Below are 23,065 nucleotides of genomic sequence, written 5' to 3' on the forward strand. Positions count from 1 at the left end.
GAGATCTGGTTCAGGATGCGGCCAACTCACTTGCGGCGGAGAGCAGTTCCTTGCGCCGTCTAGGAGGAGGCTTCGAGCTCCTGGGCGGCGTAGGCGAGCAGTTCCTGTGCCGCCGTCTCGTTCGATACGGGTGGGTGGTCCTGCCAGCGAGCCACCGTCTCGCGCACCATCACGGCGACCGCCTCGGCCTGGCGGACCAAGTCATCGTCCAAGCCCGTCGTCTCGCCTGCGCCGTCGGGTCCGGTGACCACGATCGTCCCGTGCAGCGGGTACAGAGCGATGCCACGCCACGCACTCGCGAGCGTCCACGCGGTCAGATTCAGCCGGGTGCCTGCGGCCGAGGTATCGCCAATGTGGAGCACCGCCCGCCGATGGTAGACGCCCTGGTTCAGGGCTTCGCCGACCTCGCGCCGGATCGCGTCGTAGGCCTCGCTCGGGTCCTCGGGCAGGTCGATCGTCGACACGGTCGTGTCGACGTCGATGCGTAGTGCGGTCGCCATCAACGGGCCCTTCTCCTGCGGGCAGCACCCCGTGGTTCTTGCTGCGCAACGTCTTCGATCACCGTAGTACGCAGTGCACACCCGGCAGGGTGCGATGACCAATCTGTGCACTCCCCCACGGTCGGCGACGGCGCCGAAGATCCTCGCGCGCTGCGCAGCCCCGGTGGCACGTTGACGAGTCGCGCAGCGGAAACATTCAGGTCACGGCACTATGCAACCTCTGGACGGCGGCGGGCTACTGCGGTGCGCGGGAGGTGCGCAGTACGTGGTGGCGGCGCTTGAATCCCGACGCGAGGTGCTCGGCGCGTTCCAGATCGTCAAGGGTCAGCGGCCGGTTCCCGGCTTTGACTCCCTCGTGGGCAAGGCGCTCGAGGAGCGCCTCGTGAGCCGGGGGCTCCCCCGCGCGCTCGTACTCGTCGACCCACCGGCGGTAGATGCGTTGTTCCAGTGCGTACCGGCGCAGCGTGCTGGGGCTCACCGGCTGTCCCTTGTCGCCGTACACGCCCGAGGCGGCGAGTTGCCGGGACAACTCCTCCCACGCGGCGGCGCCCTTGGGCTCCGCGCCATGGGCCTCCACGTAGCTCTGGTAGGCAAGGTAGTACCGGTCCGGGTTCGTGAGCCTGGCAGGCGCCTCCCCCACATCGCCCCCAGGTGTGGGTCCATCGAGGGGAACATCGATCTGGGTGCGGTCCCGCTGCGACGGCACAGGGACCGGGTCAGCCGAGCTCGACACGGTCTGATCAAGCCCCGCGGTGTGATCCACAACCGCCTCGACAGGTATGTCAGATCGCGGTGGCTGTGCCGCGATCACCCCGGTGGGCAAGAGGTGCGGGGCAGGGGCGTTCAGCTGGTACCGCTCGTTCAGGTACTGCCCGAAGGAGGCGGCATCGGGCGCGGTGCCGAACTCGTCGACGTAGGCGCGGGCAACATCCCAGTAGAACGCGGCCCACGTCTCGTCCGAAACGGCCTCGTCCTGAGCCTGTTCCGCCGCGGGCGCCTCCTGTCCGTCCCGAAGCTCCGCGGCGCGAGCCGCGTACGCGGTCAGCAGCGGCACCAGCTCCTCCTCCGACAGCGGGCTGTCGTCGGAGAGACCGACCCCGTGCTCCATCCGCAGATGGTGCGCAAACTGAGCTGGGGTCGGTGCCTGCTCGTATACGGCCAGGAACTCGGCATAGGCAGCGAAGTGGCCGAAGTCGACGACCGGCGGGGCCTGCTCCGTCGTCGGCGGCTTGGTGAACCACGGACTCGACGGCTCCGGCGAGGGAGCGTCCGCTGCCTCAACCAGCGCGTCCAGTTCGAGGGCCGGCTCTTGCGGGACTTCGGGCAGCAGCAGTTGCGGCTCGATGCCGGCGGCAGCGAGGCCCTCCGGCGCGGTCTGCGCCAACGGCACCCCGTAGCGCGCCAGCCGCAGCGGCATCAGCGACTCCACCGGCGCCTTGCGCCGCCAGGCACGCCCGAACCGGGAACGCAGCCGCGCCTGGTACACCAGCCGCTCCTGCTCCAGCTTGATCACCGCGTCGTACGACCGCAGCTCCCACAGCTTCATGCGCCGCCACAGCAGGAACGTGGGCAGCGGCGAGAGCAGCCAGCGCGTGATGCGCACGCCCTCCATGTGCTTGTCCGCGGTGATGTCCGCGATCCGCCCGATCGCGTGCCGCGCCGCCTCGACCGCGACCACGAACAGGATCGGGATCACGGCGTGCATGCCGGTGCCCAGCGGGTCCGGCCACGCGGCCGCGCCGTTGAACGCGATCGTCGCCGCCGTCAGCAGCCACGCCGTCTGACGCAGCAGCGGGAACGGGATGCGGATCCACGTCAGCAGCAGGTCCAGCGCGAGCAGCACACAGATGCCCGCGTCGATGCCGATCGGGAAGACATACGAGAAATTTCCGAAGCCCTTCTCCAGGGCCAACTCGCGCACCGCCTGATACGAGCCGGCGAAACCGATCCCCGCAATCACCACCGCGCCCGCCACCACGACACCGACCAGGACACGGTGAATACGGCCCAGGCGCGGGGCTATTCGGCCCGAGGTCACGAACGGCTACCCTCTCAACTCTGCTGCCAGCAATATCCGTTCACGCTCTCACGAGACCCACAGGTTCCTCCCGCCGTTCGCCTGGATCGACATCAGGTCGTCAGCAATCCATGTCGCACAGGACGCCGATACGACCCGATTTCACCCTTGTCCCAGCGCACCCCGGCCGTCGCGTCCCTTCGATCAATACGGAGGTACCGAGTGAAATCCGAGTATGAGTGAGAGCCGAGTACCAGAACGGATGCGGACCCCTGCAGCACAGTCGCTTGAGTCGCTGAGGTCGTCGCCGACCGTCCTCGTCCCCACGGTGACATCAGACATCGCGATACGACCTGAGACGCCGTGGAATAGCCGACCATTAGGGAGAGTGCCTTCCTCGGTGGCCCGGCTCTGACCTCATGGATCCGGGGACACGGGAGCTTGTCCTAGTCTCGGGACGGCTGTCGGCCATCACAGCCCGTGCAACCGTCGGTGCTCCGCTGGGGTCCTACCCAGATATGGGATCACCTTCGCCCCGGCGCCGCCGCACCGAGCGGCGCGGACTGCGCCTGTGGCCGGTCGGCAGCGTCCTCGCGCTGGCCTTCACCATCGCCCTGCTGGTCGCCGGGGCCGTCTTCTACACGGGATGGGACGTGCTCGGCGCCCGGGAAGTGAAACGCGAACACCGCCTCGACTCCGCTACCCTCTTCGATCTGGTGAAGCTCTCCTTCGGTGTGGTGGCCGGGGCTGGCGCCCTGGTTGCCCTGGTCGTCGCCTACCGCCGCCAGCGCATCGACGAGGACGGCGCCTTGCGCGAGAGCACTCGCCTGCACACCGAGCGCTTCACCACCGCCGTCTCCCAGCTCGGCGATAACTCTGCTGCGGTCCGCCTCGGCGGCGTGCACGCCCTGGCCGGCCTCGCCGACGACGCGCCCATCCGGGACCTGCGCCAGACATCCATCGACGTGCTCTGCGCCTACCTGCGCCTGCCCTACACCGCAGAGTCCGAACTGCCTGCAGATAACGCGGAGCTCCGGCACGCTTACCTGGGTCTACGGGAAGTCCGACACACGGTCATCCGTGTCATCCGCGACCACCTACGCCTCGCCCCCGGGCACCAGCACTCATGGCGAGGGCACGACTTCGACCTCACCCACGTCACCTTCGACGGTGGAGATTTCTCCGGGACCGTCTTCTCCGGCGGCATCGTCGACTTCAGCAACGCGATCTTCCGCAGCGGCACGGTCACCTTCCACGACGCAGAGTTCTCCGGCGGGACGGTTGACTTCAGCAACGCAGCCTTCTGCAACGGCACGGTCACGTTCCAGAACGCGGAGTTCTCCGGCGGCAAGACCTCCTTCCACGGCGCAGATTTCGAAGGGGGCACGGTCGACTTCACCAACGGGGCTTTCAGCGGTGGCACGGTCACCTTCGACACCGCGATCTTCGGCGACGGCACGGTCACCTTCCACGGCGCGGAGTTCTCCGGCAGCAGGATCTCCTTCCGCTCCTCTCACTTCGATGGCGGCATCGTCACCCTCCTCGTCGCGACCTTCTCCGGCGGCATAGTCGACTTCAGACACGCAGAGTTCTCCGGCGGCGGGGCTGTTTTCAACACTGCGACCTTCACCGATGGCACGGTCACCTTCCACTCCGCGATCTTCCACGGCGGCTCGGTCGACTTCCGTGGTGCGCACTTCTCTGGCGGCAGCCTCGACTTCAACGGCGCGGTCTTCGACGACGGCGGCATGGTCGACTTCCGCTCCGCGATCTTTTCCGACGGCAGGGTCGCCTTCTACGCCGCTGACTTCGATGGCGGCACGGTCGACTTCAGACACGCGGAGTTCTCCGGCGGCACGGTCGACTTCAGCGGTGCTGTCGGCGAAGCACCGCCAGGGTTGATGCTGCCGAGCGGCCCTCCTCCCGGCGGGGTGAGCGTGCCCCCAGCCTGGGCCACCTGATCGCGCTGCCGTCAGGAGCCTTTGCGCAGGGTCGCCGTGTCGCCGTGTCGCCGTGTCGCCGTGTCGCCGTGTCGCCGTGTCGCCGTGTCGCCGTGTCGCCGTGTCGCCGAAATCGGCATAACTGTGACGCACGGCCGTTCGGGGCCCGACGTTCCGCGAAGACTCGACAAAGAACTGGACTCCTGCCCCAACGCCCCGGTGAAGGTCACCTTCGCCCGCTAGAAGCGGGGCCGTGGGCGCCCTCCGCTGCTGGGGTCACTTGTTCAGTTCTCTGACGGGATGCGGGCCGCGATCTCGATGGCGAACCACTCCGCTTCCTCGGACAGTTCATCGCCCTCGCTCGCGATGAGCCGGAGCAGATGCAGCAGATCGTGCGCCTCTTCCAAGGTGAGCATCTCCAGGCGGCGCGCAGCACCGTCCTGAGCCGGGATCAGGTTACGAGTGGCGGTGGGATCTTGGGACGTCATGCCGACTTCAACGCGTGAAGCAGCCGGCGGAAACTCGGTGACCGCGGTGCGTACCCGTAACGGCCCAACCGCGGGCGGCAGGCCGGGGTCGCTGCGGTTGGCGCGTGGGAGTCTCCGAGCTAGCGTCCCTCTCCCCGATACCAGAAGGCTGGGGCCTGGCGTGAGGGCTGTCCCGCAAACTGCCTGTTCAGAGGCCTGATGGCATGATCGAGGCGTGATCGGTGAACCTGCTCAGCCCGGAACCAAGAAGTATGTCCTGTTTGATGTCGATGGCACGTTGATCGATGCCGTGGACAATCAGCGCCGGGTTTGGCGCGTGTGGGCGAAGAGATACGGGCTGGATCCCGATGAGGTCTACCAAGTGGCGCTGCGCACGCGGCCGATGGAGACCTTCGCGCAGGTCATTCCGACCCGTGATCCGCGGGAGTGCCTGGCCGCGCTGCACGACCTGGAGGACGAGGATGTGCGGTCCGGCATGTATACGGCCTTCGACGGGGCCTCCGAGCTGCTGCACGCTCTGCCCTCCGGGTCGTGGGCATTGGTGACGTCGAATTACGCGCACCGGGTGCGCGGACGCTTTTCCCGGACCGGCTTGCCGGTGCCGGACGTGGTCGTGGATGCCGCTTCCGTTGAGGAAGGCAAGCCCTCACCTGTCCCGTATCTGCTGGCTGCCAAGCGGCTCGGTGCCGAGCCGGCGGACTGTCTGGTGATCGAGGACGCCCCCTCCGGGGTGCAGTCCGGGCTGCGTGCCGGCATGACGGTGTGGGGAGTCAACACTCCCATCGCCGTCGACGGCGTGCATCGGCACTTCGGGAGCCTGCGTGCCGCGGTCCCCGACATTCTCGCCTTCACGTCCGCAACCCACCCTCACCAGCCGGAGGGCTCAACGCCAGAGGAATGATCTTGCTATGGCTGGTGTGATCACGGCGTCGGAATCGTCTTGGACAGCCCAGGTCTCGGAGAGCTTCAGGCGGCGCACACGGATCTACCCAGCGCCCGGGTACGGGCTCCTCACGCTTCGACAAGCAAGGAGATGCGGCCCCATGCATTCATTGCGCTGGGCCACTACCGCGTAGCGTAAGAGCATGACTGACACGCACGATGCAGACGATGACGAGACAGTGATCGGTGTACCCGCCGATGACGTAGAGACGGCTGATGAGGAACAGGAAGAAGAAGCGGCAGACGCGTGGGTGATCCCCGATGGTGACCCTGGTGGCGGTTGGTAGGCGCAACATCGGAACAGGCTGAAGGCGGGGCAGTGGGTGTTCCGCTTTGGCAAAGCCCACCACCTCGATGAGGCTCGGCCGTGGATGAGGCTCGGCCGTGTGTTGCGTCTTATCGAGGGGTGGTACCGGGCGGTTGTGCACGTGGGGCGCGTCAGGCTGTGCTCGGCTGATTTCTACGATCGCAGGGTGAGCACCGTGGCGTCGCCGGCCGACCCGTTCGTCGGGATTGTACGGACGTCGGTTTTCCGTCCGTGGAGGAGCTTTTTGAGTGTCTTCTCGTCAGGCTGCAGTCGGCCGCGCTCGAAGAGTACGAAGTTGATGTCGGTGTTGGCTGGTGGTTCCATGTGCCGGTATTCGCGGTAGGTGACGGCATCGCAGCCGGAGTACCAGCCCATCTCGGGTTCGTATCCGCTGACGATGAGACACGCTGTGTTAGCGCTGAGCTGTTGCGCCACCGGTCGCGTGGAGTCGCTCAGGCGTTCCGGTCCGGGCATAGCACCGTGCGCGATGACTTGTGTCGTCGCTACGGTCGTCACTGCCGCCAGCATGGCGACAGCTGCAAGAACTGCGGACGCCCAGTGCCTGCCGACTCGGTTGGCGATTGCGGTCACTCCCAGGATGGTGAGGAGGATGACCGGCAGGTAGATGAAGCGCGGCTCGCCGTCCGTCGCGAATCCGAGGATGACGCAGATCAGAACGGCGCTCGTACCGAGAAAGACGGTTCGCTGGTCGGTCTCTTCGCGGAGCCGACTGGCGCGCCAACCTGATTTCGACAGACGTCGGGCCGCTGCTGCGAGTGCGACGATGCCCGCCACCATGACGACTGCTCCCAGGTCACCGGCGAGCCGGTACGGGAAGATGGCCAGATAGTAGAGAAGGCCGTCCCCGATGAACCTGCGCTCGGCCTGGTCCGTTGCCCAGAAGATGAGACCGAGCGGGGAGCCCGTTTCCTTCGTCGCATAGATGAAGTGCGGGAGCAGTCCGAGAAATAGCGTCGCGGCTGCGAAGGCCAGCCGCCGTCCCTGAGCCATCCACGCGCGCGGCCCGTACGCGAGCACTGCGGCGATGGCTATCGCGAGCATGTTCCCGACGATCCCGTAGCGCAGGTAGAAGGCCGCCAGGACTACGACCGGAAGGACGTACAGAGCGCGCGAGTTCTGCTTCTCCTGTGTTCTGACCAGGAGGTATACGGCGATGAGGAGAAGTCCGGTGGAGCCGATGTCATTGAGGAACTCAGGTACGCGGCGCAGGAATCCCAGTCCGCTGAGGAGCACCAGGACGATGACGATCGCGCGTCGGCGTGAGGTCCATTGCGCGGCGACGAGGTAGACCGCGGTGAGGGTGAAGAGGCTGAGCAGCAGCGCGATGACGCGCAGGGAACCGACGTCGTTGTGCACGGCGAGCGCGAGCCTGCCCAGTGCCGGGAGGCCGATGGGACGGTAGAGGCCCCATCCTGCGTCTGGGGTGTCGTCCAGCCATGAGCGGGCTTTGTTGGCGTAGACGGCTTCTTCGTGGGCGAAGTGCGGTTCGTGTCCTTGGAGCCAGTTCCAAGCGCTGGCAGTCAGCAGCAGGACTCCGACGAGATAGGTCTTGGCGGGGACCTGTCGTGCCTTGTGGAGAAAGGTGTGGGCGGGGACGGGGACCGTGTTCGCCATCCAGCGTGGTCGGGCCACCTGAAGTTTCCCCGTGATCCTGGACACTCGTTCGTTATGCCGCGAGGGCGTGTTGATGCCGCTGCCTGGTCTCGGCCGGGGTGAGATAGCCGAAGATTTTGTGCTTGCGCAGGCGGCGGCGGTTGTAGAAGGTCTCGATGAAGTTGAAGACCTCGGCGCGGGCGGTGGCCCGGTCGGGCCAGAACCGGGTTCCGATCTCTTCCTTGAGCAGGGCCCAGAAACTTTCCGCTGCGGCGTTGTCGAAACACGAGCCGGTGCGTCCGCAGCTCTGCCGTAGCCCCAACTTGATTATCTGATCGCGGAATTGAGCCGACGTGTACTCGCTTCCGCGATCACTGTGGACCACGCATCCGGACTCCAGATCGCCTCGGCCGTGGGCCATGTCGAGGGCGTCCACGACAAGCTCGGCGCGGTGGTGGTCGGCCATCGCGTAGCCGACGACCTCGCGGGTGGCCAGGTCCAGCCAGCAGGCGAGGTAGAGCCAGCCCTCGGCCGTCGGAAGGTAGGTGATGTCGCCGACCAGCTTGGTGCCGGGGCGCTCGGCGTGGAAGTCGCGGCCGATCAGGTCCGGGGCCGGCTTCGCCTTTGCACCCGGCCGGGTCAGCGAGCGCCGCTTGCGGCGGGTGACGCCGCGGATGCCGCGCTCACGCATGACGCGGGCGACGCGCTTGCGGTTCGCTCGCCGCCCCAGACGTCGCAGCTCGGCGTGGATGCGCGGGACGCCGTAGGTCTTGCGGGAGGCGATGTGGAGCACGGTGATCTCGTGCGCAAGTGCGTCGTCGGCCGCCTGGCGGGCCTGGCGGACGGCTCCGCCCTCGCGCCAGGCGTAGTAGTAGGAGGAGCGGGTCACGTGCAGCACCCGGGACAGCAGTATGACCGGGTAGTTCGCCTTCTCCGCGTGGATCAACCGGTACAACGCGGTCACCGGTCGCTCTCCTTCACGAAGAAGGCCGTCGCCTTTTTTCAGGATCTCGATCGTCTGCTGCTGCTCGCGGTTCTCCTTGCGCAGTCGGCGCAGTTCCTCGCGCTCGGCGCTGGTCAGCTCGCCCGGGGCGCCCTCGCCCCGGGCGGCTTTGGCCCGGGCGGCTTTGGCCCGGGCGGCTTTGGCCCGGCGGTACCAGCCGCGCAAGGACTCCGAGCTGATGCCGAGTTCCCGGGCGACCGCGGTGACCGTCTTGCCAGAGGAGTCGACGAGCGCGATCGCGTCCCGCTTGAACTCCTCGGTGTACCGCTTCGTGTACTTGTTTCCCACCTGGTGCTACTTCCTCTGGAACCTCAGGTCCCAGTCTCCAGGTGTCCACGATCAAGGGGAAGCTTCACGTCCCGCCTGCCCCAGAGTGCCAGGCGACGAAGCAAAAGCGGCACAGACCTCCAGGACTGACCGCGCCCCGCTGTTGGGCACCCGGTTCACGATCCGGACCCGGCAACGCCCCGGGCCTGCGCCGAGTACGGCGGACCGGGGCGGACGCCCGAGCGGGATATAGGTGTTGCCGTTACCGGGCGCGCGACTTCTCGGCGTTGATTACCTTGTCGAACGCGTCAAGCTTGGTGAACGGGAACTGCTTGAGCCCCGCGTCGTTGTTCCGATACTCGACCTTAAGTGTCGCGATCTTCTCGTCGGTGACCTTGTCGAGGGTGTCGAGGAACTCTTTACGGCGGTCGGTGCAGATGCGCGTACGAGTGGCATCAGTCAGCCCGGTGGGCTCGGTGCCGAGCAGGTGCTCGGTGCCGCTGCCGGCGCTGCCCGAGACGGCGGCAACGGCCTCGTCGTACGGACTGGCGTTGTCGGTGAAGTTCCACACACTCATGCGCGAGACGGTCGCCCAGTCGTTGTAGAACTGTTCGTCGTGGTGGGGCGTGTTACAAAAGTACTTCACGGTGGCGATGGAGCGCGCTTCGAGCTCCTTCTCTCGCGGGTCCGGCTTGGCCGCGAACGCGGCTGTCGTGCCAGCGGCCAGGATGAGCCCTGTAAGCGCTACAACCGTGGATTTCCGACGGATAGTCATACCGCTTATAAATGCCCGAGCCACAAGGAACTTCTCTATTTCGGGGTACATGCCACCCATTCGATGCAACACGGAAATGAGTTGTCCCGGGCTATGGGCGTTTCGCAGGCCGCGAGAGGGTCGCGCGTCTGGGCTTCGTTGTCCTTGACTTGGCGATCCCGGCGACGCAGGTCGGCAAGCAGGTCCCGGGCGATGTCGCGTCGGCGGGTCTCGGTCGCGGTGAGCGGCCCGGATGCCCTTCATCAGGGCGGCGGCTTTGTCCGCCGGCAGTTGGGTGGGGGGCGCCTCCGGGAAGCAGGCCACGCAGAACGGCGTGCAGGCGGTTGGTGATGCGGGTGCGTTCGTTGACGAGGTCATTGTGGCGCTCGGTCAGCAGGCTAAGGATCGTGGACTGGTCCTCGGCGGTGACCTTGCGCGGGCAGTGTGGAAGAGTGCCTCCTGAGCGACATGGAGGCCGTCGGCTGGGTCGGTCTTGCGGTCTCCGCCGGTGGCCAGGAGCCTTGCCCGGGCCGACAGGGTCGAGGGCACGTCTACGACTTCCTCGCCCTCGGCAGCCAGTTACTGGGCGAGTATGCGGCCGAGGCCGCCAGCGCCTTCGATAGCGAAGCTGCATTGACCGAACCCGGACACTCCCACGTCAGCGAAGCCGCCACCCCCGCAGCGGAGGCGCCCCTTCCCAGCCGGGCCGCTCCCGCAGCCCGCCGACTGAAAACCCACTCGCTGGATCGACGTGCTGTCGCCGGGTCGGCGCTCCGTTCAGCGTCTTCGGCGAACGCCCGACGGTTCTCCGCCCGGCACCGATGCCGCCGCCCTCATCGTCCCAAGCCTCGCCAACTCGCTCCAGGCGGTGCTCGACCAGCGCAAACTACTGGCTCACCGGATTGAAGAACTGCTGGAGGCCCACCCTCTTTCCAGGGTCCTGATGTCCATGCCCGGCATCGGCAACAGGACCGGAGCCCGCATCCTCATCGACGTCGGCGACGGCACCCGTTTCCCCAGCGCCGCCCACCTCGCCGCCTACGCCGGCCTCGCCCCCGCGACCAGGAACTCGGGCTCCTCAATCCGCGGCGAACAACCCTCCAGACGAGGAAACAAGCAACTCAAACGGGCCTTCTTCCTCTCCGCGTTCGCCGCTCTGGCCGACCCGGCATCCCGCACCTACTACGACAAGAAGATCACCCAGGGCAAGCACCACACCCAGGCCCTCCTCTGCCTCGCCCGCCGCCGAGCCGACGTCCTCTTCGCCATGCTCCGCGACGGAACCTTCTACCAACCACCAACCCCGATAGCCCCTTGACCAAAGTCATAGGGACACCCCCCAGACGCCGGCTTAATCCGCCGGCGCCAGGCCGAATGCTTGCTCAAGACCGGTTGCTCCCGCCTGAGTCAGATGCACTGCGCGCGGGACCGTGCCCCAGCGCACCCAGTCCAACTCGAACAGGCGGGCGGCGAGCGCGGCGCCGAGGCCGCCGGCCAGGTGGTGGCGGTGTTCGCTCCAGTCAACGCAGTAGCGGATCGAGGGCCGGCGCGGGGGCAGGTGGTTGGTGTCGATGCCAAGGTCGGCCAGGTGCGCACGGCCGGTGTCGGTGAGTTCGTAGCGGATGTCGTGCCCGTAGGACGCGGGCCGGTCGCGTACCGCGTCCTCGGCGCGGTGGATGCCGTCGTGGCCGGCCAGGATCCCACGCTCGAGCAGCGCAGCCATGAGGTCGGTGCCGAGTTGTCCGGCCAGGTGGTCGTAGCAGGTGCGGGCGCGGTGCAGGGCACTGTTGCGGTTGCTCTGCTTCAGCGAGGTGATGGGCAATGGCGGGGCAATCAGCGCGAGCGCCTCCAGCGCGGCGCTGATGTCCGGTCCGGCCAGCCGGAAGTATCGGTTACGACCCTGCCGGGTCACCGTGACGAACTCCCCCTCGACCAGCTTCGCCAGGTGCACGCTGGTCGTGGCGGCGCTGATGCCCGCCTCGCCTGCGAGCGCGCTCGCAGGCAGGGGGCGGCCGTCGGCCAGGCACTTGAGTATCTTCGCCCGCGAGGGATCGGCGATCAGGGTCGCGGCGCGGGCGATGTCGGTCTGCTGCTTGAGCGGTCCGCCGTCCATGAGCTCAGCGTACGACATCGACACTTTGACGGGTAACGAAGTATCTGGCTTCGATGATCTCCTCATGACTGCAACGAACCTCTCTCCGCACACCGAAGTCCTTGACGCCACGCGGCCACAGAAAGGTGTCCGGCGCCCGAAGCTCACCCTGGTCCCGCTGATCGCGCTCAGCCTCGGCTACTTCCTCGTCATGCTCGACGTCACGGTCGTCAACGTCGCCATCCCCGGCGTCAGCGCCTCGCTGGGAACCGGCGGCACCGCTGTGCAGTGGATCGTCGACGGCTACAGCACCGTCTTCGCCGGTCTGCTGCTGCTCGGTGGCTCGTTGGCCGACCGGCTCGGTCACCGGCGGATGTTCGTGACTGGGCTCGGTGTCTTCACGGCAGCTTCACTGGCGTGTGCGGCCGCCGGGTCTGCGGGGGTTCTGATCGCGGGACGGCTGGCGCAGGGAGGCGGCGCCGCGTTGCTGGTGCCGGCGTCACTCGGGCTGCTGCAGGCGACATATCCAGACCGGGCGCTACGCGCTCGTGCTGTCGCCGTGTGGGGTGCGGTCGCCTCGGTGGCCTTCGGCGCCGGGCCGGTGGTCGGCGGGCTGCTGATCTCCGCGGGTGGGTGGCGGTCGGTGTTCTGGCTCAACGTGCCCATCGCCGCCGCCGCGATCGCACTGACGCTGCGGCACCTGCCAGCCGCGGCCCGCCCGTTGCGTAACCGCAGGATGGATTTGCTGGGCCAAGGCCTCGGCACCGTCGGCTTGGTCGCGCTTGCCGCCGGTCTCAACGAAGCCGGCGCGCGCGGCTGGACCTCGCCGCTGGTGCTTCTCGCCCTCGGCCTGGGCGGCGCCGCACTTCTCGCCTTCGCCGCCGTGGAGCGCGACCTCCAAGCCCGCACCACGGCCGGCGGGCCGCGATCGCCGCTGCTGCCGCCGTCCCTCTTCGCCTCGACCGCCTTCACCACCACCGCAGCCGTGGGCCTGCTGATCAGCCTGGGCTACTACGGCATGCTCTTCCTGACCACCCTGTACTTCCAGCAGGAGCGCGGCCTCAGCGCCCTTGGCACCGGCCTGGCCCTACTGCCGTCGGTGTGCATGGGCCTACTCGCGGCGCCACTGTTCAGCCGCATCTCCGCCCGCACCGGCCCGTACGTGCCGATGGCCGCGGGGCAGGTCCTGGGAACACTCGGCTTCCTCGGCTGGCTACTCGCCGGGGAGCACACCCCGTACCCGTTGCTATTGTTCGCCCTGATCGCTACCGGCCTCGGCCAAACCACGACGGCGCTGGCGGCCACCGCCGCCATCATCGACGCCGCCCCGGCCGCCGGCGCGGGCATTGCCACCGCGGTCTTCAACGTAGCCCGGCAGACCGGCAGCGCCGTCGGCGTGGCCCTCTTCGGCACCTTCACCGCCACGGCCGCAAGCTTCACCGCGGGCCTGCGGCTATCAGCCGGCATCGCCGCGGCCGCATTCGCCGCCGGCGCCCTGCTCGCCCTGGCAGCGCGGCGGGGCGCAGCCGCCGGCCGTTGACCTGCCCGCCCGCGACCAGCTACCTACGCCCGTTCCGCAAAGCCTGCTCCGTATGAAGGGATCACTTCCGATGAACGCCGCGATCACCCCCGATGTGCTGCACTACACCGCCTTCGCCACCAGCCCGGCCGGCGGCAACGGCGCCGGCGTCGTGCTCGACGCCACCGGACTCAATGATGCCGCGATGACGGCAATCGCCGCCGAACTCGGCTACTCCGAATCCGCCTTCCTCACCCCCGGTCCGGACGGCGCCACGCCTTCCGCGACCGGCCGGTCCTTCACTCTCCGCTTCTTCAGCCCCATGGCAGAGGTGGACTTCTGTGGCCACGCCACCGTGGCCACCGCCGTCGCGCTCGGCGAGCAGTTCGGGCCCGGCCACTTCGACCTCCACACCCAGGCCGGCCTGGTGCCGGTGACCGTACGGGAGGAGAACGGAGCGCTGAAAGCCACCCTCACCAGCGTGCCGCCCCAGGTGAGCGAGACGGATCCCGCGGACGTGGCGGAGGCCCTCCGCGCGCTCGGCTGGGCGGACGGGGAGCTCGACACCGCGCTGCCGCCGAGGATCGCGTACGCGGGAGTGCGGCACCTGGTGCTGGCGTCCGCCACCCGCGAGCGACTGGGCCGCCTCGACTACGACTTCGACCGGCTGCTTGCGCTGATGCGCCGCCTCGACCTGACCACGGTGCAGTTGGTCTGGCGCGAGTCGGCGACTGTCTTCCATGTCCGTGACCCCTTCCCCGTCGGCGGCATCGTCGAGGACGCCGCCACCGGCGCCGCGGCCGCGGCCTTCGGCGCGTACGCCCGCGCGCTGGACCTGGTCCCGCCGGACGCCCGGCTGACCCTGCACCAGGGGCACGACATGGGCCGGCCGTCGCTGCTGGAGGTCGAGCTGCACCCGGACGAAGAGCGCATCCGGGTCACGGGCACTGCGGTCCGGCTCTGACCCTTATGCCCAAGACCGCCTGCCACCTCGCGCGCTGCCCTCCGCCCGTCACGTGCCGCTCCGGACACTCGGCGGGGTCGACCTGCTCGGAAAGGCTGAACGAGCCCATGAACCACCGGGCGGCTGCGAGGCCGCCCTCCGCCTGGATCTCTGCCGCGGCGACCGACTGAACAGAGATCACCCACCTGCTGGCGTGGAGTGTCGGGCTTATGGCTTGCTGGTGGGCTGGGTGAACAGGTCCAGCAGGCTTGTGCCGTCCAGGTGAAGGGTGTACTGCGTGCGCCGTCCGACCCGCTCACGGCTGAGGTGCCGGCGTCTTCAAGGTCGGTGACGATCTTTTGGGCTGTGCGTTCGGTGATGCGGCAGGCTGCGGCGATGGCGCGGAGGCGGGCGGAAGGGTCGTGGGTGATGGCCATCAGCACGTGGGCATGGTTCGTGATAAGGGACCACGATCCGGCTCGTTCCATGATCATTTCTCTTCTTTGTGCAGTCCGGTAACCAGGTGCGAATTACCGAAATTGCGCTTCGGTGATGGGCTGCTGGTCATCGTAGGCGGGCGCGAAGGGGCCATGTGCTCTGCCCGGCGCGGGAAGGGGCTGCATGGGAGGCTTGGTGTCGGGGCAGGCGCGTGGCGTACTCGTACGCCGCCCGGCACGCCGGACCCGATGATGGATGCGGCGTGATCCGCAGCCGCTATCCGCGCCCGACCTTGCCGCTACGCGGCGGGCTCGCTTAGCTCGCGGCGGATCGGGTTCAGGTACTCAGTGCGCACCGTCTCTACTCGGTGCTCAGCCGCTCGGCGCGTTCCCGCACGGCACGGAGCTGGGATATCGGGGCCTCAAAAGCTCGCATGCAGGTCAGCGTTCCACACCGCGAAAAAGCGAGAGCCAGGGCCCCGGCACTGCGCCCGGGCACCTGACTCCACTTCCGGATGCTCACGACGAACCGGGCGAGATACCCAGCGTCACATCTTCGAACGTCCACCGCGTGGCGCTGCGCGCTGCGCATCTCGGAGGACAAGGCCGCAGGGCATGAGTACAGCGTTGGTGAAGAGCCGCCAGGACCGGCCAGCGAGGGTCCAGGAGTCGATCGCGGCCGCGGTCGCCTGCCCACTGTGTCCGGACATCGACGCCGAGGTTGGACTGTAGGTTCTCCCCAGGACGCTGGGTGCCGAGCAGACGTTCCGCTGGCGGGCCAACAGCAGCGGAGCCGTGGCGAGCACCACCCACCTCGGCCGGATCGGACATCAGGCCAACGAGGAGTACCGGGCCCGATTCGCCCGGTTGCCGGCACCAGCGCGTGGAGAAGGCCACGGCGCGGATCCTGGCGGATCCTGGTCACGCCGAGGTGGAGCTCTGCCGAGTTCCGCTCCGTGCAAGTCGTTCAAGTTGCACTACGTGCCACTGCTGACGTTACGGGTGCCTCCTGCTCCCGGTGGATCTTTGCCGGCAGCCGTGATCACGCTCGTAGGCCAGGCAGCTCGTGCCCAGCCGCGAGAAACTAGAGATGATCTATAGGTCCGGGGGTACGATGGGGGCATGAGCCTCACTACGATTCAGGTCGACTCCGCTGTCCGGGACCGTCTGCGGATCCTGGCCGACGCAGCGGGGACCAGCATCGGCGGGATCGTCGCCGACCTGGCCGCTCACACGCTCACGCCAGCCGAGTTGGAGGAGCGCACGGCCGCGGCACGCCGAGTGCTGACCGAGGAATTCGGCGCGCGCCTTAACGACGCGGCCGAAGGGCAACGGGCGGAGGATTTCTGGGCAGGCCTTGAGGGCACTGGCCACGCCGCGTGAGCGCCACCGCGGTGGTCTTCGACCACACCGCACTGGCCGCGCTCGGCAGTGGTCACAGCTTCCTGGCCCACCTGGTGGAGGCCGCGCACCGCGATTCCCACCGCCAGGTCCTCGTCCCCGTCCTGGCCTTGACTCGCGCGGAGCAGGACCGTCCCGGCAGTGCCGAGCACTTCGCCGCCCTTCCCGCGTTGTCCTTCGTCGACCTCGATTTCCCCACGGCCAGCGCGATCGGCGCCCATGGCACGGCCGGGCATGCCTGGGAGGTCACGCACGCCACGCAGGTGGCCCGCCCTGGCCCGTACTGGCCCGACGGTCTCACTCTGTTCACCTCCACGCCGGATCTCTACGCGCAGCTGGGCGTCAAGGCCTTCCCCATCGACCCGACCGGATCGTCCTGAGCCCTGCGCCCCACTGGCACCTGGGAGTGCCGGGTCGGCGTGTGCGCGCCTGCTACCGAGCGGAAGATTGTTCCCGACGAGCCGGTCAACGTGGTCGTCCGCCTCGCTGGACACGTCGCACACATCCGGTACGCGCACGCGCGCTGTCGCATCTCCGCAGTGAGCCTCCGCCAACTTGAAATCACAGGTCAAAGGGCTGGCGTGACCGGTTCTCGGGGCGCTCGTGCTGGTCGTCGGCGGCAGTCTGCGGAGTAGATCGTTTGACGGAGCCGGACGGTTCGCGGATTCCTGCTCGCTTAGGCCAAGCGACCTTCTACCATCCGAGGCATGGATCCCGAGCCGCTGGAACGGATCACTGCGCGGCGTGCGGAGCTGGACGAACGTGAGGAACTGCTCGCCAAGGAGTTGGCGGAGGTGCGGGCCGAGCGGGACGAGCTCGCTGTCGCGGAGCGGGTTCTTGAGCGGGTAGCGAGCAGCTTGCCGACGAACGCGCCTCGGCCGCGCCGGCGCCTGGGCAGGTGGGCGGACGTGCGGTGATGCTGGTCCCGCACCGAACGCCGGACATGGAGGAGACCATGCTCCCGCCGGACTATCAGCGCATCCTTGCCGCCGTGCGGCAGGCTGCCGGGCCGGTCATGGCCCGGCAGGTCGGCGACGCCCTGGGAATCGACGTCAGTGTGCGGTCCAAGCTTGAGCCGCTGCGCGGGAAGCTGGTCAGACTCGTCGATCGCAGTTGGCTGCGCAAGCTGCCCGACGGCCGGTTCACCACCCGCCTGTGACCTGATCTGCCGCCTGGAGAAGGAGGCGGGCGTAACCGGGGTGTCCCCGGCGGCCGTTGGAATTGTGTGACGAAAACCAAAAAGGCAACGACGTGTCCGAGTCGACAGTCCGCCGCTGGCGCGACGAGCTGATAACCCTCCTCGCCGCGCAGGCCCCGCGCCTGGACCGCGCCCTGAAGAAGGTCGCCAGGCAGGGCGGGGAGGTGGTCCTGATCGACGGCACCCTCATCGCCACCCAGCGCCGCACCGGGAAGACCGACCGGCGCAACTACTCTGGCAAACACCACCGGCATGGCCTGCACTTCCTCGCCCTGACCGATGAGCGGGGCCGGCTGATCTGGATATCCGCCGCCCGGCCCGGCCGCACCCACGACAACACCGCCGCCCGCCACGACCACGTCCTGGCCCACCTGCGCGCCGCGGGCCTCGGGGCCCTGGCGGACCTCGGCTTTCGCGGCCTGGACAACGACGTGCTCGACCCCGTGATTGTCACCGGCTTCCACGCCACCCGCGCCCACAAGCTCACCCTCGGCGAGAAGACTGCCAACCGCGTCCTCGCCAACGGGCGCGCACCGGTCGAGCACGGCTTTGCCCACCTCAAGAATTGGCGGATCCTCACCAAACTCCGCACCGACCCGGCCCGCGCCACCTGCCTCCTGCGCGCCCTGCTCGTCCTGACGAACCTCGAAGTCAACCGCTGAGGGATCCGCTCAGCACGCCGTCGCCCACGACGAATTGGAGTGTTCCGGTACCGGGCGTACCGGCCCATTGCCAGTGCCCCATTGAGTCGACCCCGTCCGGTCCCCTGGAACCGGTCTGCGTCAGGGCTGAATGGTTTCCAGGTCCTCGAGGAGGCTGGAGTGGGTCGGCTGCCACCCGAGGGCATCGCGGGTGTGGGCGCTGGATGCCGGCTGGTCCATGGCGAAGATCGGGCCGAACGGGCCGAAGTTTTCCTGCGGAACCTCCTCGACCGGCAGGCCCAGTCGCCGGCCGATGACCGTGGCGATGTCCCGCACCGCGTCGCCCTCGTCGCCGACGGCGTGCCAGGCCGTCCCCGCCGGTGCGGACTCAAGGGCCAGCCGGAACAGGACGGCTGCGTCGAGCGCGTGCACGGCCGGCCAGCGCTGGGTGCCGTCGCCCGGGTAGCCGGCCGCCCCGGTGCGGCGCGCTTGATCAGTCAACAGGCCGGCGAATCCGCCCTGGCCCTCGTTGTGGACCGTGCGCGGCATCCGGACAGCCATGCTGCGCACACCGCGCGAGGCAAGGTCCAGCAGCGCATTGACCGAACGGCCCCGGCCACCCACCGGTCCGTCGGTCGGCAGCGGATCGGCCTCGGTGGAGGCGCGTCCCGGCACCCAGGGCGTCCCGGAGACCGTGACGATCGGGCGGTCGCTTCCGATGAGTTCCTGCCCCAGCGTGGCGAGAGCTGCGCCCTCCTCGGCGATGGCCTGCGCGAGAGCGTCCGGACTGCTGTAGTCGCGTCCGAACGCCAGACTGATCACGCCGTCGCACTGCCCTGCACCGGACCGCAGGACGTCGAGGTCCGCCAGGTCTCCTCGCAGCACCTTGGCACCAGCGCGCTCAAGGGCCCGCGCGGAGCCGTCCGAACGAGCCAGTGCGAGAACGGTGTGGCCGTTGCCGAGCAGTTCGGCGACGACGGCGGAGCCGATGGTGCCAGTACCGCCGGTGACGAAGACATGCATGAGCTCTCCCTGAAAGTGATGGGACACCTGTCCCATCACTGACCCTACACGGTGACGGGACAGGTGTCCCATCACCTATCCTGGTCGCATGGCTAGATGGCAACCGGGGGCGACCCAGCGACTCGTCGTTGCGGCCGTCGACCTGTTCACCGAGCAGGGGTACGACGCCACCACGGTGGCGCAGATCGCCGAGCGCGCCGGCGTCACCAAGAGCACCTTCTTCCGGCACTTCTCCGACAAGCGCGAGCTACTGGTCGCCGGCCAGGAGACGCTCAGCAGGCTGCTCGCCGATGGCATTACCGAGGCCCCTGCAAGCGCCAGCCCGCTCCAGGCGGTAGCAGCCGGTCTCGAGCGCGCATCGAGCGCCATGGGACCGACGAACCGCGAACTCGGCCCCCGCCTCGCAGCAGCCGTGGCAGCCAGCACCGAACTACAAGAGCGCGACGCCCTCAAGAGCGTCGGCCTCGCGGCCGCCATGACAGCCGCGCTCATCGCCCGTGGCGTCCCCGACCCGACCGCGCACCTCGCGGGCGAGCTGGGAGTCCTCGCGTTCAAGCGGGGATACGCCCAGTGGTCTGAAAGCGATCGTGATGACACGGAAGGGCTCGCGCCACATGCACTGGCAGCCCTGGAAGACCTGCGTGCGGCAACTGCATCGCTGGGCTGATCCATGCCACTCGGCTGTCGGCGCCACGGGCACTGTGGCGCCCGTCGGCTGCCTCCGAGACGCCCTGCTCTTCCTGGCAGACCTCCAAGCCAATCGCTGACAGATGACCTACTGCGCAGACAGTCACCCAGGACCAGCGTGAGCACCCCGAGAGCCGGTCACGCCAGCCCTCTGACCTGTGATTTCAAGTTGGCGGAGGCTCAGTGGTGGACATCCCCAGTGGTGGGCATCCTCGAATAGCGCACCCCCGGCCACGCGCCGGCTACGCCGGATGCGGGGATGACGATGCAGATGACCGCCGCGACCGTCGAGCACGGCCAGTCTGTCCTGCCCACCCTCATCGCCGAACTCGGCTCCGAACTCCTCGACATCCTCGCCTCCCACGTCCTGGCCCGCGGCTTCTCCCCCCCCCCGTCGGGCGGATACGTCAAGCCCCCGCCCATGCAAGCGGCTGGCAAGCCACGTACACGACACCCGACAGCAGCGGCGTCGCGGAGCTGACGGTGGCCGAGCCGGACGGGACGCTCTTCTATACCGGCACCATCAACCCACCCGCCCCACAGGGCAAGCCAGTTCAGATGTCACCCGATCGTGCGGCAGACCCGCCCGGGGGCAGGCGGTGCTGGCTATGGCATCGGAGCGTCGTCGCCAGGCGTGCTCGCTTTCATGGCGTACCTGCCATGAGTGGGGCCGGTCAGGAAGGGACGGGGACAAGACGGGAACAGGCGCGTCAGCAGAGCGCGGTCCACCGCGGCACGACGGACACGAGTCCCGAACCGTCTCCATAACCCCAGCCTCCCCCACCTTCGAGACGGGGGAAGGGAGTTGGGCCGGTATTTGTTCGCTCGGGCTTCTTTTGTGCGGGATGATGCGGTGATGTATGGAGGAACTGTTGATCGTCTTTGATACCAACGTCGTGAATCGCCTCTCCCCCTCGAGTCCGCGGGCGGACTTGATCCACGCTCTGCGGAGCTCTGGCCACCACCGGGTCGGGGTTCCTCAGATGGTGCTGGAGGAGATGGTCGCCCATCAGGCGAAGCGCTACTACAAGGCGCACCTCGCAGCCGCGGAGGCGCTCGGCGCGCTCGAGGCGGAGACTCCGTGGACGCCGGAGTCAGTGCTGGCGGATTTCGACCTGGAGCGTTGCCAGGAGCACTGGCGTGCCGCGTACGCGGACATCTTCGAGGTCATCGCGACGAGCGGTGAGGCCGCCTTCAAGGGGCTGGCCCGGGAGGCCATGGCGCTGCCTCCGGCCAAGGACAGTAAGCCGGTGACCGGCGGCAGGGATGCGGCGATCTGGTTCTCCGTGCTGGAGTTCATGGATGAGAATCCCGACGAGGGAGTCTTCTTCGTGACCGGCAACCACCGCGACTTTGGTGACGGGAGTGCGTTCGCGTACCCCATGAACGAGGACCTGGAAGGCAAGGAAGACCGGTTCACGTTGCTCCCCGACTTCGACTCAGTGGTGCAGCGCTTCACTAAGGCGGTCCCGGGCGAGGACGCGGCGGCGGCCGCCGCCGAACTGCTGTCGAGCGATCCCTATCTGGGTGAGATCAGTACGGCTGCGTTCGAGCTCGAGGCGCCTGCAAGCTTCGTCGGCATCGGTCCGAGCGGCGAACCGGTGACATGGTCGTCGTGGGCGCTGCTGCCCAACGTCGAGCTCCTGAGCGTCGCCAACGTGACCGGGCACGAGATCGAGGGCGACACCTGGTACACCGCGGAGGCACAGTGGCTGCTGTCCGGGGTAGTCCATAGCGCGGCTGATGCTGAATCGTGCGCAGCGAGTGTGTGGCAAATCAAGGTGCTCCTCACCACGGGGACCGACCGCGACGGTTCAGCGCCCACGCTCCTGGCCGCACAGGACCCGGCGCTGCCGCGGGCGGAAGACGAGGAACGCTGTATCGCCGTCGTACGCAGAGTTCGAGAGTCTGTGCGCCGTCTGGGTGGGCAGGCACAGCAGCTGGTCCTGCCCGACGTTACGAGATCCTTGCGGCCGCTGCTGACATCGCTCGAGAGCTCCGTCACTCGTCAACTTGCCGATTCCTTGCCCAAGTTCACTTTGCCTCCGTCCCTCACACGAATCCCGCACCCGTACTCCGGCGCTCAGATCGCCAAGATCCTGGCCAATTCCCACCCCGCTTACGACACGTCCTGGATTACGAAGGCCGCACTGCGATCGCTCGCGCCCACAACCGGGCCAACCGCTCGCCTGAAGCAGACGGACGACGTCGCCGAGAACCACGAGTCCGACGAGCAGGACGAACACGGCGGCGAGGCCGAGTAAACCGCGGCGAACCCCCCGAACGTCTCCCCTTGCGGAGTTCGCTTCGGTCAGCGGACGACGGATGTGTGACATCACGCTTGGGTTCTGCGCGGACAGCAAGCGGGTCACCAACCGCGCTACGCGGCGAAGCCGACGTTCACGACGTACCCGGTACCGCGCGCCCGTCGGCGGGCCCCTGGCCCGCTCGCGCCGCCGCGGTGACCACACTGGTCCGGCCGGGAGCGGCGCAGAGGAGATGGCCAGTGCGATCCTCGGTCACAAGCGCCAGGTCCGGATCCGGTCGGCCGCCGTGAAGACGTCTGCCTTGCCGGAGATCAGCTCGCTGGCAAGGTCGACCAGTTCGCCGTACGGCGCGTTCAGGCCCTCGCCGCTGGCGTGCATGTAGGCGACCGTCACCGCGCAGGCGAACCGGACGTTAAGCGCGGGCAGCGGCTTGAGCAACAAGAACGTGTGCAGCAGTGCGGCGGCGCGCCAGGAGACGTCGGAATCGGTGCCGGCCCGTGGCGGATCGACACGGTGCCGGGCCACGCCTGCCATCAGCGCCGAGTAGTCACTGACGTACGGGCTGTCCGGCAGGGCGACCTCCTGCTGCTGCAGGAGCCATCGCATGTCGATATGGAGGACGGGCGGCATCGCTCAGGCGGCCCGTCCCGCCGAGCCGGCGGTGGGACCGTCGTCCAGTCCGGCAGCCGCGATGGCCTCCGCGAGAGCCGGGTCGCGGAAGGTGCGCGCGAAGATCTCGGACCCTTCCTTCAGCGCCCGGTGCCGGGCAATGTGGTCGGCGGTCGAGGCGCGCACCAGAGCCTTGAGAGTGACCCCCTGCTCCCGCGCCAGTTCACGGAGCTCCACGAGCTCCTCGTCGGTGTACTCCACATTCAAAGCAGGCATGCACAAAGCCTAGCGTTGAGGTACCCAGAGAACAATATCCGCAGCTCATTGCACCCTGCCCGGGGTACCTGTCGGTTTTCAATGGGCTGGGATAGCCCGGCCCATCCTGCTGTTCGGATCACTCCTCGCGCAGCCGTTCC

23 protein-coding genes and 1 pseudogene are annotated in these 23,065 nt (G+C 68.0%); 14 read left to right on the top strand and 10 right to left on the bottom strand.

The annotated features are described in order from the left end of the window. Window positions 1-59: 59 nt before the first annotated feature. Together G3I40_RS27775 and G3I40_RS48180 are read right to left on the bottom strand one after the other, a co-directional pair. Window positions 60-500: a hypothetical protein gene (locus G3I40_RS27775; protein ID WP_164305075.1), complete on the bottom strand. Its 441-nt coding sequence runs from the start codon at window positions 498-500 to the stop codon at window positions 60-62. Between the two features lie 235 nt (window positions 501-735). Further along, on the bottom strand, window positions 736-2,538 hold the full coding sequence (locus G3I40_RS48180; RefSeq protein ID WP_343245031.1) for a DUF2637 domain-containing protein: 1,803 nt from the start codon (window positions 2,536-2,538) through the stop codon (window positions 736-738). Window positions 2,539-3,035: 497 nt separating this feature from the next. On the opposite strand from G3I40_RS48180, the gene G3I40_RS27785 reads away from it, so the two are divergent. Continuing rightward, the gene (locus G3I40_RS27785) at window positions 3,036-4,478 is read left to right on the top strand and encodes a pentapeptide repeat-containing protein (RefSeq protein ID WP_164305077.1); all 1,443 of its coding nucleotides are present in this window, start codon (window positions 3,036-3,038) and stop codon (window positions 4,476-4,478) included. A 263-nt stretch (window positions 4,479-4,741) separates the two neighbouring features. Here the strand turns inward: G3I40_RS27785 and G3I40_RS48185 are convergent, their stop codons facing one another. Then, entirely contained in the window at window positions 4,742-5,164 is a 423-nt protein-coding gene (locus tag G3I40_RS48185; RefSeq protein WP_343245034.1) for a DUF6417 family protein, read from the bottom strand. Between G3I40_RS48185 and G3I40_RS27795 the strand changes: the two genes are divergently transcribed. Further along, a complete protein-coding gene (locus tag G3I40_RS27795) occupies window positions 5,160-5,846 on the top strand; it encodes an HAD-IA family hydrolase (RefSeq protein WP_164305081.1) in 687 nt (228 codons plus the stop codon). The genes G3I40_RS48185 and G3I40_RS27795 overlap by 5 nt on opposite strands. A gap of 184 nt (window positions 5,847-6,030) precedes the next feature. Beyond that, the gene (locus tag G3I40_RS27800; protein ID WP_164305083.1) at window positions 6,031-6,174 is read left to right on the top strand and encodes a hypothetical protein; all 144 of its coding nucleotides are present in this window, start codon (window positions 6,031-6,033) and stop codon (window positions 6,172-6,174) included. A 173-nt stretch (window positions 6,175-6,347) separates the two neighbouring features. Here the strand turns inward: G3I40_RS27800 and G3I40_RS27805 are convergent, their stop codons facing one another. The 3 genes from G3I40_RS27805 to G3I40_RS27815 form a co-directional block, all read right to left on the bottom strand. Continuing rightward, complete coding sequence (locus G3I40_RS27805; RefSeq protein WP_164305085.1) at window positions 6,348-7,829, bottom strand: glycosyltransferase family 39 protein; 1,482 nt, start codon at window positions 7,827-7,829, stop codon at window positions 6,348-6,350. A gap of 52 nt (window positions 7,830-7,881) precedes the next feature. Beyond that, window positions 7,882-9,099, bottom strand: coding sequence for an IS3 family transposase (locus G3I40_RS27810; RefSeq protein WP_164305087.1), 1,218 nt, complete (start codon window positions 9,097-9,099; stop codon window positions 7,882-7,884). Window positions 9,100-9,340: 241 nt separating this feature from the next. Beyond that, window positions 9,341-9,904 carry a hypothetical protein gene (locus G3I40_RS27815; RefSeq protein WP_164305088.1) on the bottom strand — a complete coding sequence of 188 codons (564 nt, stop codon included), beginning with the start codon at window positions 9,902-9,904 and terminating at the stop codon, window positions 9,341-9,343. A gap of 739 nt (window positions 9,905-10,643) precedes the next feature. On the opposite strand from G3I40_RS27815, the pseudogene G3I40_RS27820 reads away from it, so the two are divergent. Continuing rightward, window positions 10,644-11,150, top strand: a pseudogene (locus G3I40_RS27820) (transposase); the annotation flags it as partial. Between the two features lie 33 nt (window positions 11,151-11,183). On the opposite strand, the gene G3I40_RS27825 reads toward G3I40_RS27820, so the two are convergent. Then, window positions 11,184-11,945: a metalloregulator ArsR/SmtB family transcription factor gene (locus G3I40_RS27825; RefSeq protein WP_164305090.1), complete on the bottom strand. Its 762-nt coding sequence runs from the start codon at window positions 11,943-11,945 to the stop codon at window positions 11,184-11,186. Here G3I40_RS27825 and G3I40_RS27830 point away from each other — a divergent pair. From G3I40_RS27830 to G3I40_RS27860, 7 genes are all read left to right on the top strand, one after another. Beyond that, complete coding sequence (locus G3I40_RS27830) at window positions 11,944-13,464, top strand: MFS transporter (RefSeq protein ID WP_203644886.1); 1,521 nt, start codon at window positions 11,944-11,946, stop codon at window positions 13,462-13,464. The genes G3I40_RS27825 and G3I40_RS27830 overlap by 2 nt on opposite strands. Window positions 13,465-13,534: 70 nt before the next feature. Then, entirely contained in the window at window positions 13,535-14,407 is an 873-nt protein-coding gene (locus tag G3I40_RS27835) for a PhzF family phenazine biosynthesis isomerase (protein ID WP_164305092.1), read from the top strand. A 1,538-nt stretch (window positions 14,408-15,945) separates the two neighbouring features. Continuing rightward, a complete protein-coding gene (locus tag G3I40_RS27840; protein ID WP_164305093.1) occupies window positions 15,946-16,206 on the top strand; it encodes a hypothetical protein in 261 nt (86 codons plus the stop codon). After that, on the top strand, window positions 16,203-16,604 hold the full coding sequence (locus G3I40_RS27845) for a hypothetical protein (protein WP_164305095.1): 402 nt from the start codon (window positions 16,203-16,205) through the stop codon (window positions 16,602-16,604). The genes G3I40_RS27840 and G3I40_RS27845 overlap by 4 nt, the downstream gene beginning before the upstream one ends. A gap of 327 nt (window positions 16,605-16,931) precedes the next feature. Continuing rightward, the gene (locus G3I40_RS47370) at window positions 16,932-17,141 is read left to right on the top strand and encodes a hypothetical protein (protein ID WP_164305049.1); all 210 of its coding nucleotides are present in this window, start codon (window positions 16,932-16,934) and stop codon (window positions 17,139-17,141) included. 38 nt (window positions 17,142-17,179) lie between these two features. Further along, entirely contained in the window at window positions 17,180-17,383 is a 204-nt protein-coding gene (locus G3I40_RS47375; protein WP_239091970.1) for a hypothetical protein, read from the top strand. A gap of 92 nt (window positions 17,384-17,475) precedes the next feature. After that, window positions 17,476-18,084, top strand: coding sequence for a transposase family protein (locus G3I40_RS27860; protein ID WP_343245032.1), 609 nt, complete (start codon window positions 17,476-17,478; stop codon window positions 18,082-18,084). 120 nt (window positions 18,085-18,204) lie between these two features. On the opposite strand, the gene G3I40_RS27865 is transcribed toward G3I40_RS27860, so the two are convergent. After that, the gene (locus G3I40_RS27865; protein ID WP_164305099.1) at window positions 18,205-19,086 is read right to left on the bottom strand and encodes an SDR family oxidoreductase; all 882 of its coding nucleotides are present in this window, start codon (window positions 19,084-19,086) and stop codon (window positions 18,205-18,207) included. Window positions 19,087-19,174: 88 nt separating this feature from the next. Between G3I40_RS27865 and G3I40_RS27870 the strand changes: the two genes are divergently transcribed. The 3 genes from G3I40_RS27870 to G3I40_RS27880 all read left to right on the top strand — a co-directional run bounded on the left by G3I40_RS27870 (window position 19,175) and on the right by G3I40_RS27880 (window position 22,037). After that, window positions 19,175-19,753 carry a TetR/AcrR family transcriptional regulator gene (locus tag G3I40_RS27870; RefSeq protein ID WP_164305101.1) on the top strand — a complete coding sequence of 193 codons (579 nt, stop codon included), beginning with the start codon at window positions 19,175-19,177 and terminating at the stop codon, window positions 19,751-19,753. Window positions 19,754-20,032: 279 nt separating this feature from the next. After that, window positions 20,033-20,254, top strand: a complete 222-nt coding sequence (locus G3I40_RS27875; protein WP_164305103.1) for a hypothetical protein — start codon at window positions 20,033-20,035, stop codon at window positions 20,252-20,254. Between the two features lie 379 nt (window positions 20,255-20,633). After that, window positions 20,634-22,037: a PIN domain-containing protein gene (locus G3I40_RS27880; protein WP_164305104.1), complete on the top strand. Its 1,404-nt coding sequence runs from the start codon at window positions 20,634-20,636 to the stop codon at window positions 22,035-22,037. Window positions 22,038-22,292: 255 nt separating this feature from the next. Here the strand turns inward: G3I40_RS27880 and G3I40_RS27885 are convergent, their stop codons facing one another. Continuing rightward, window positions 22,293-22,670 (bottom strand): toxin Doc, encoded by a 378-nt coding sequence (locus G3I40_RS27885; RefSeq protein WP_164305106.1) that lies wholly within the window; start codon window positions 22,668-22,670, stop codon window positions 22,293-22,295. Between the two features lie 3 nt (window positions 22,671-22,673). Then, complete coding sequence (locus G3I40_RS27890) at window positions 22,674-22,925, bottom strand: hypothetical protein (protein WP_164305108.1); 252 nt, start codon at window positions 22,923-22,925, stop codon at window positions 22,674-22,676. Window positions 22,926-23,065: the final 140 nt, after the last annotated feature.

The sequence above is a fragment of the Streptomyces sp. SID14478 genome (assembly GCF_010548525.1).
In the GTDB taxonomy this organism is placed as follows: domain Bacteria; phylum Actinomycetota; class Actinomycetes; order Streptomycetales; family Streptomycetaceae; genus Streptomyces.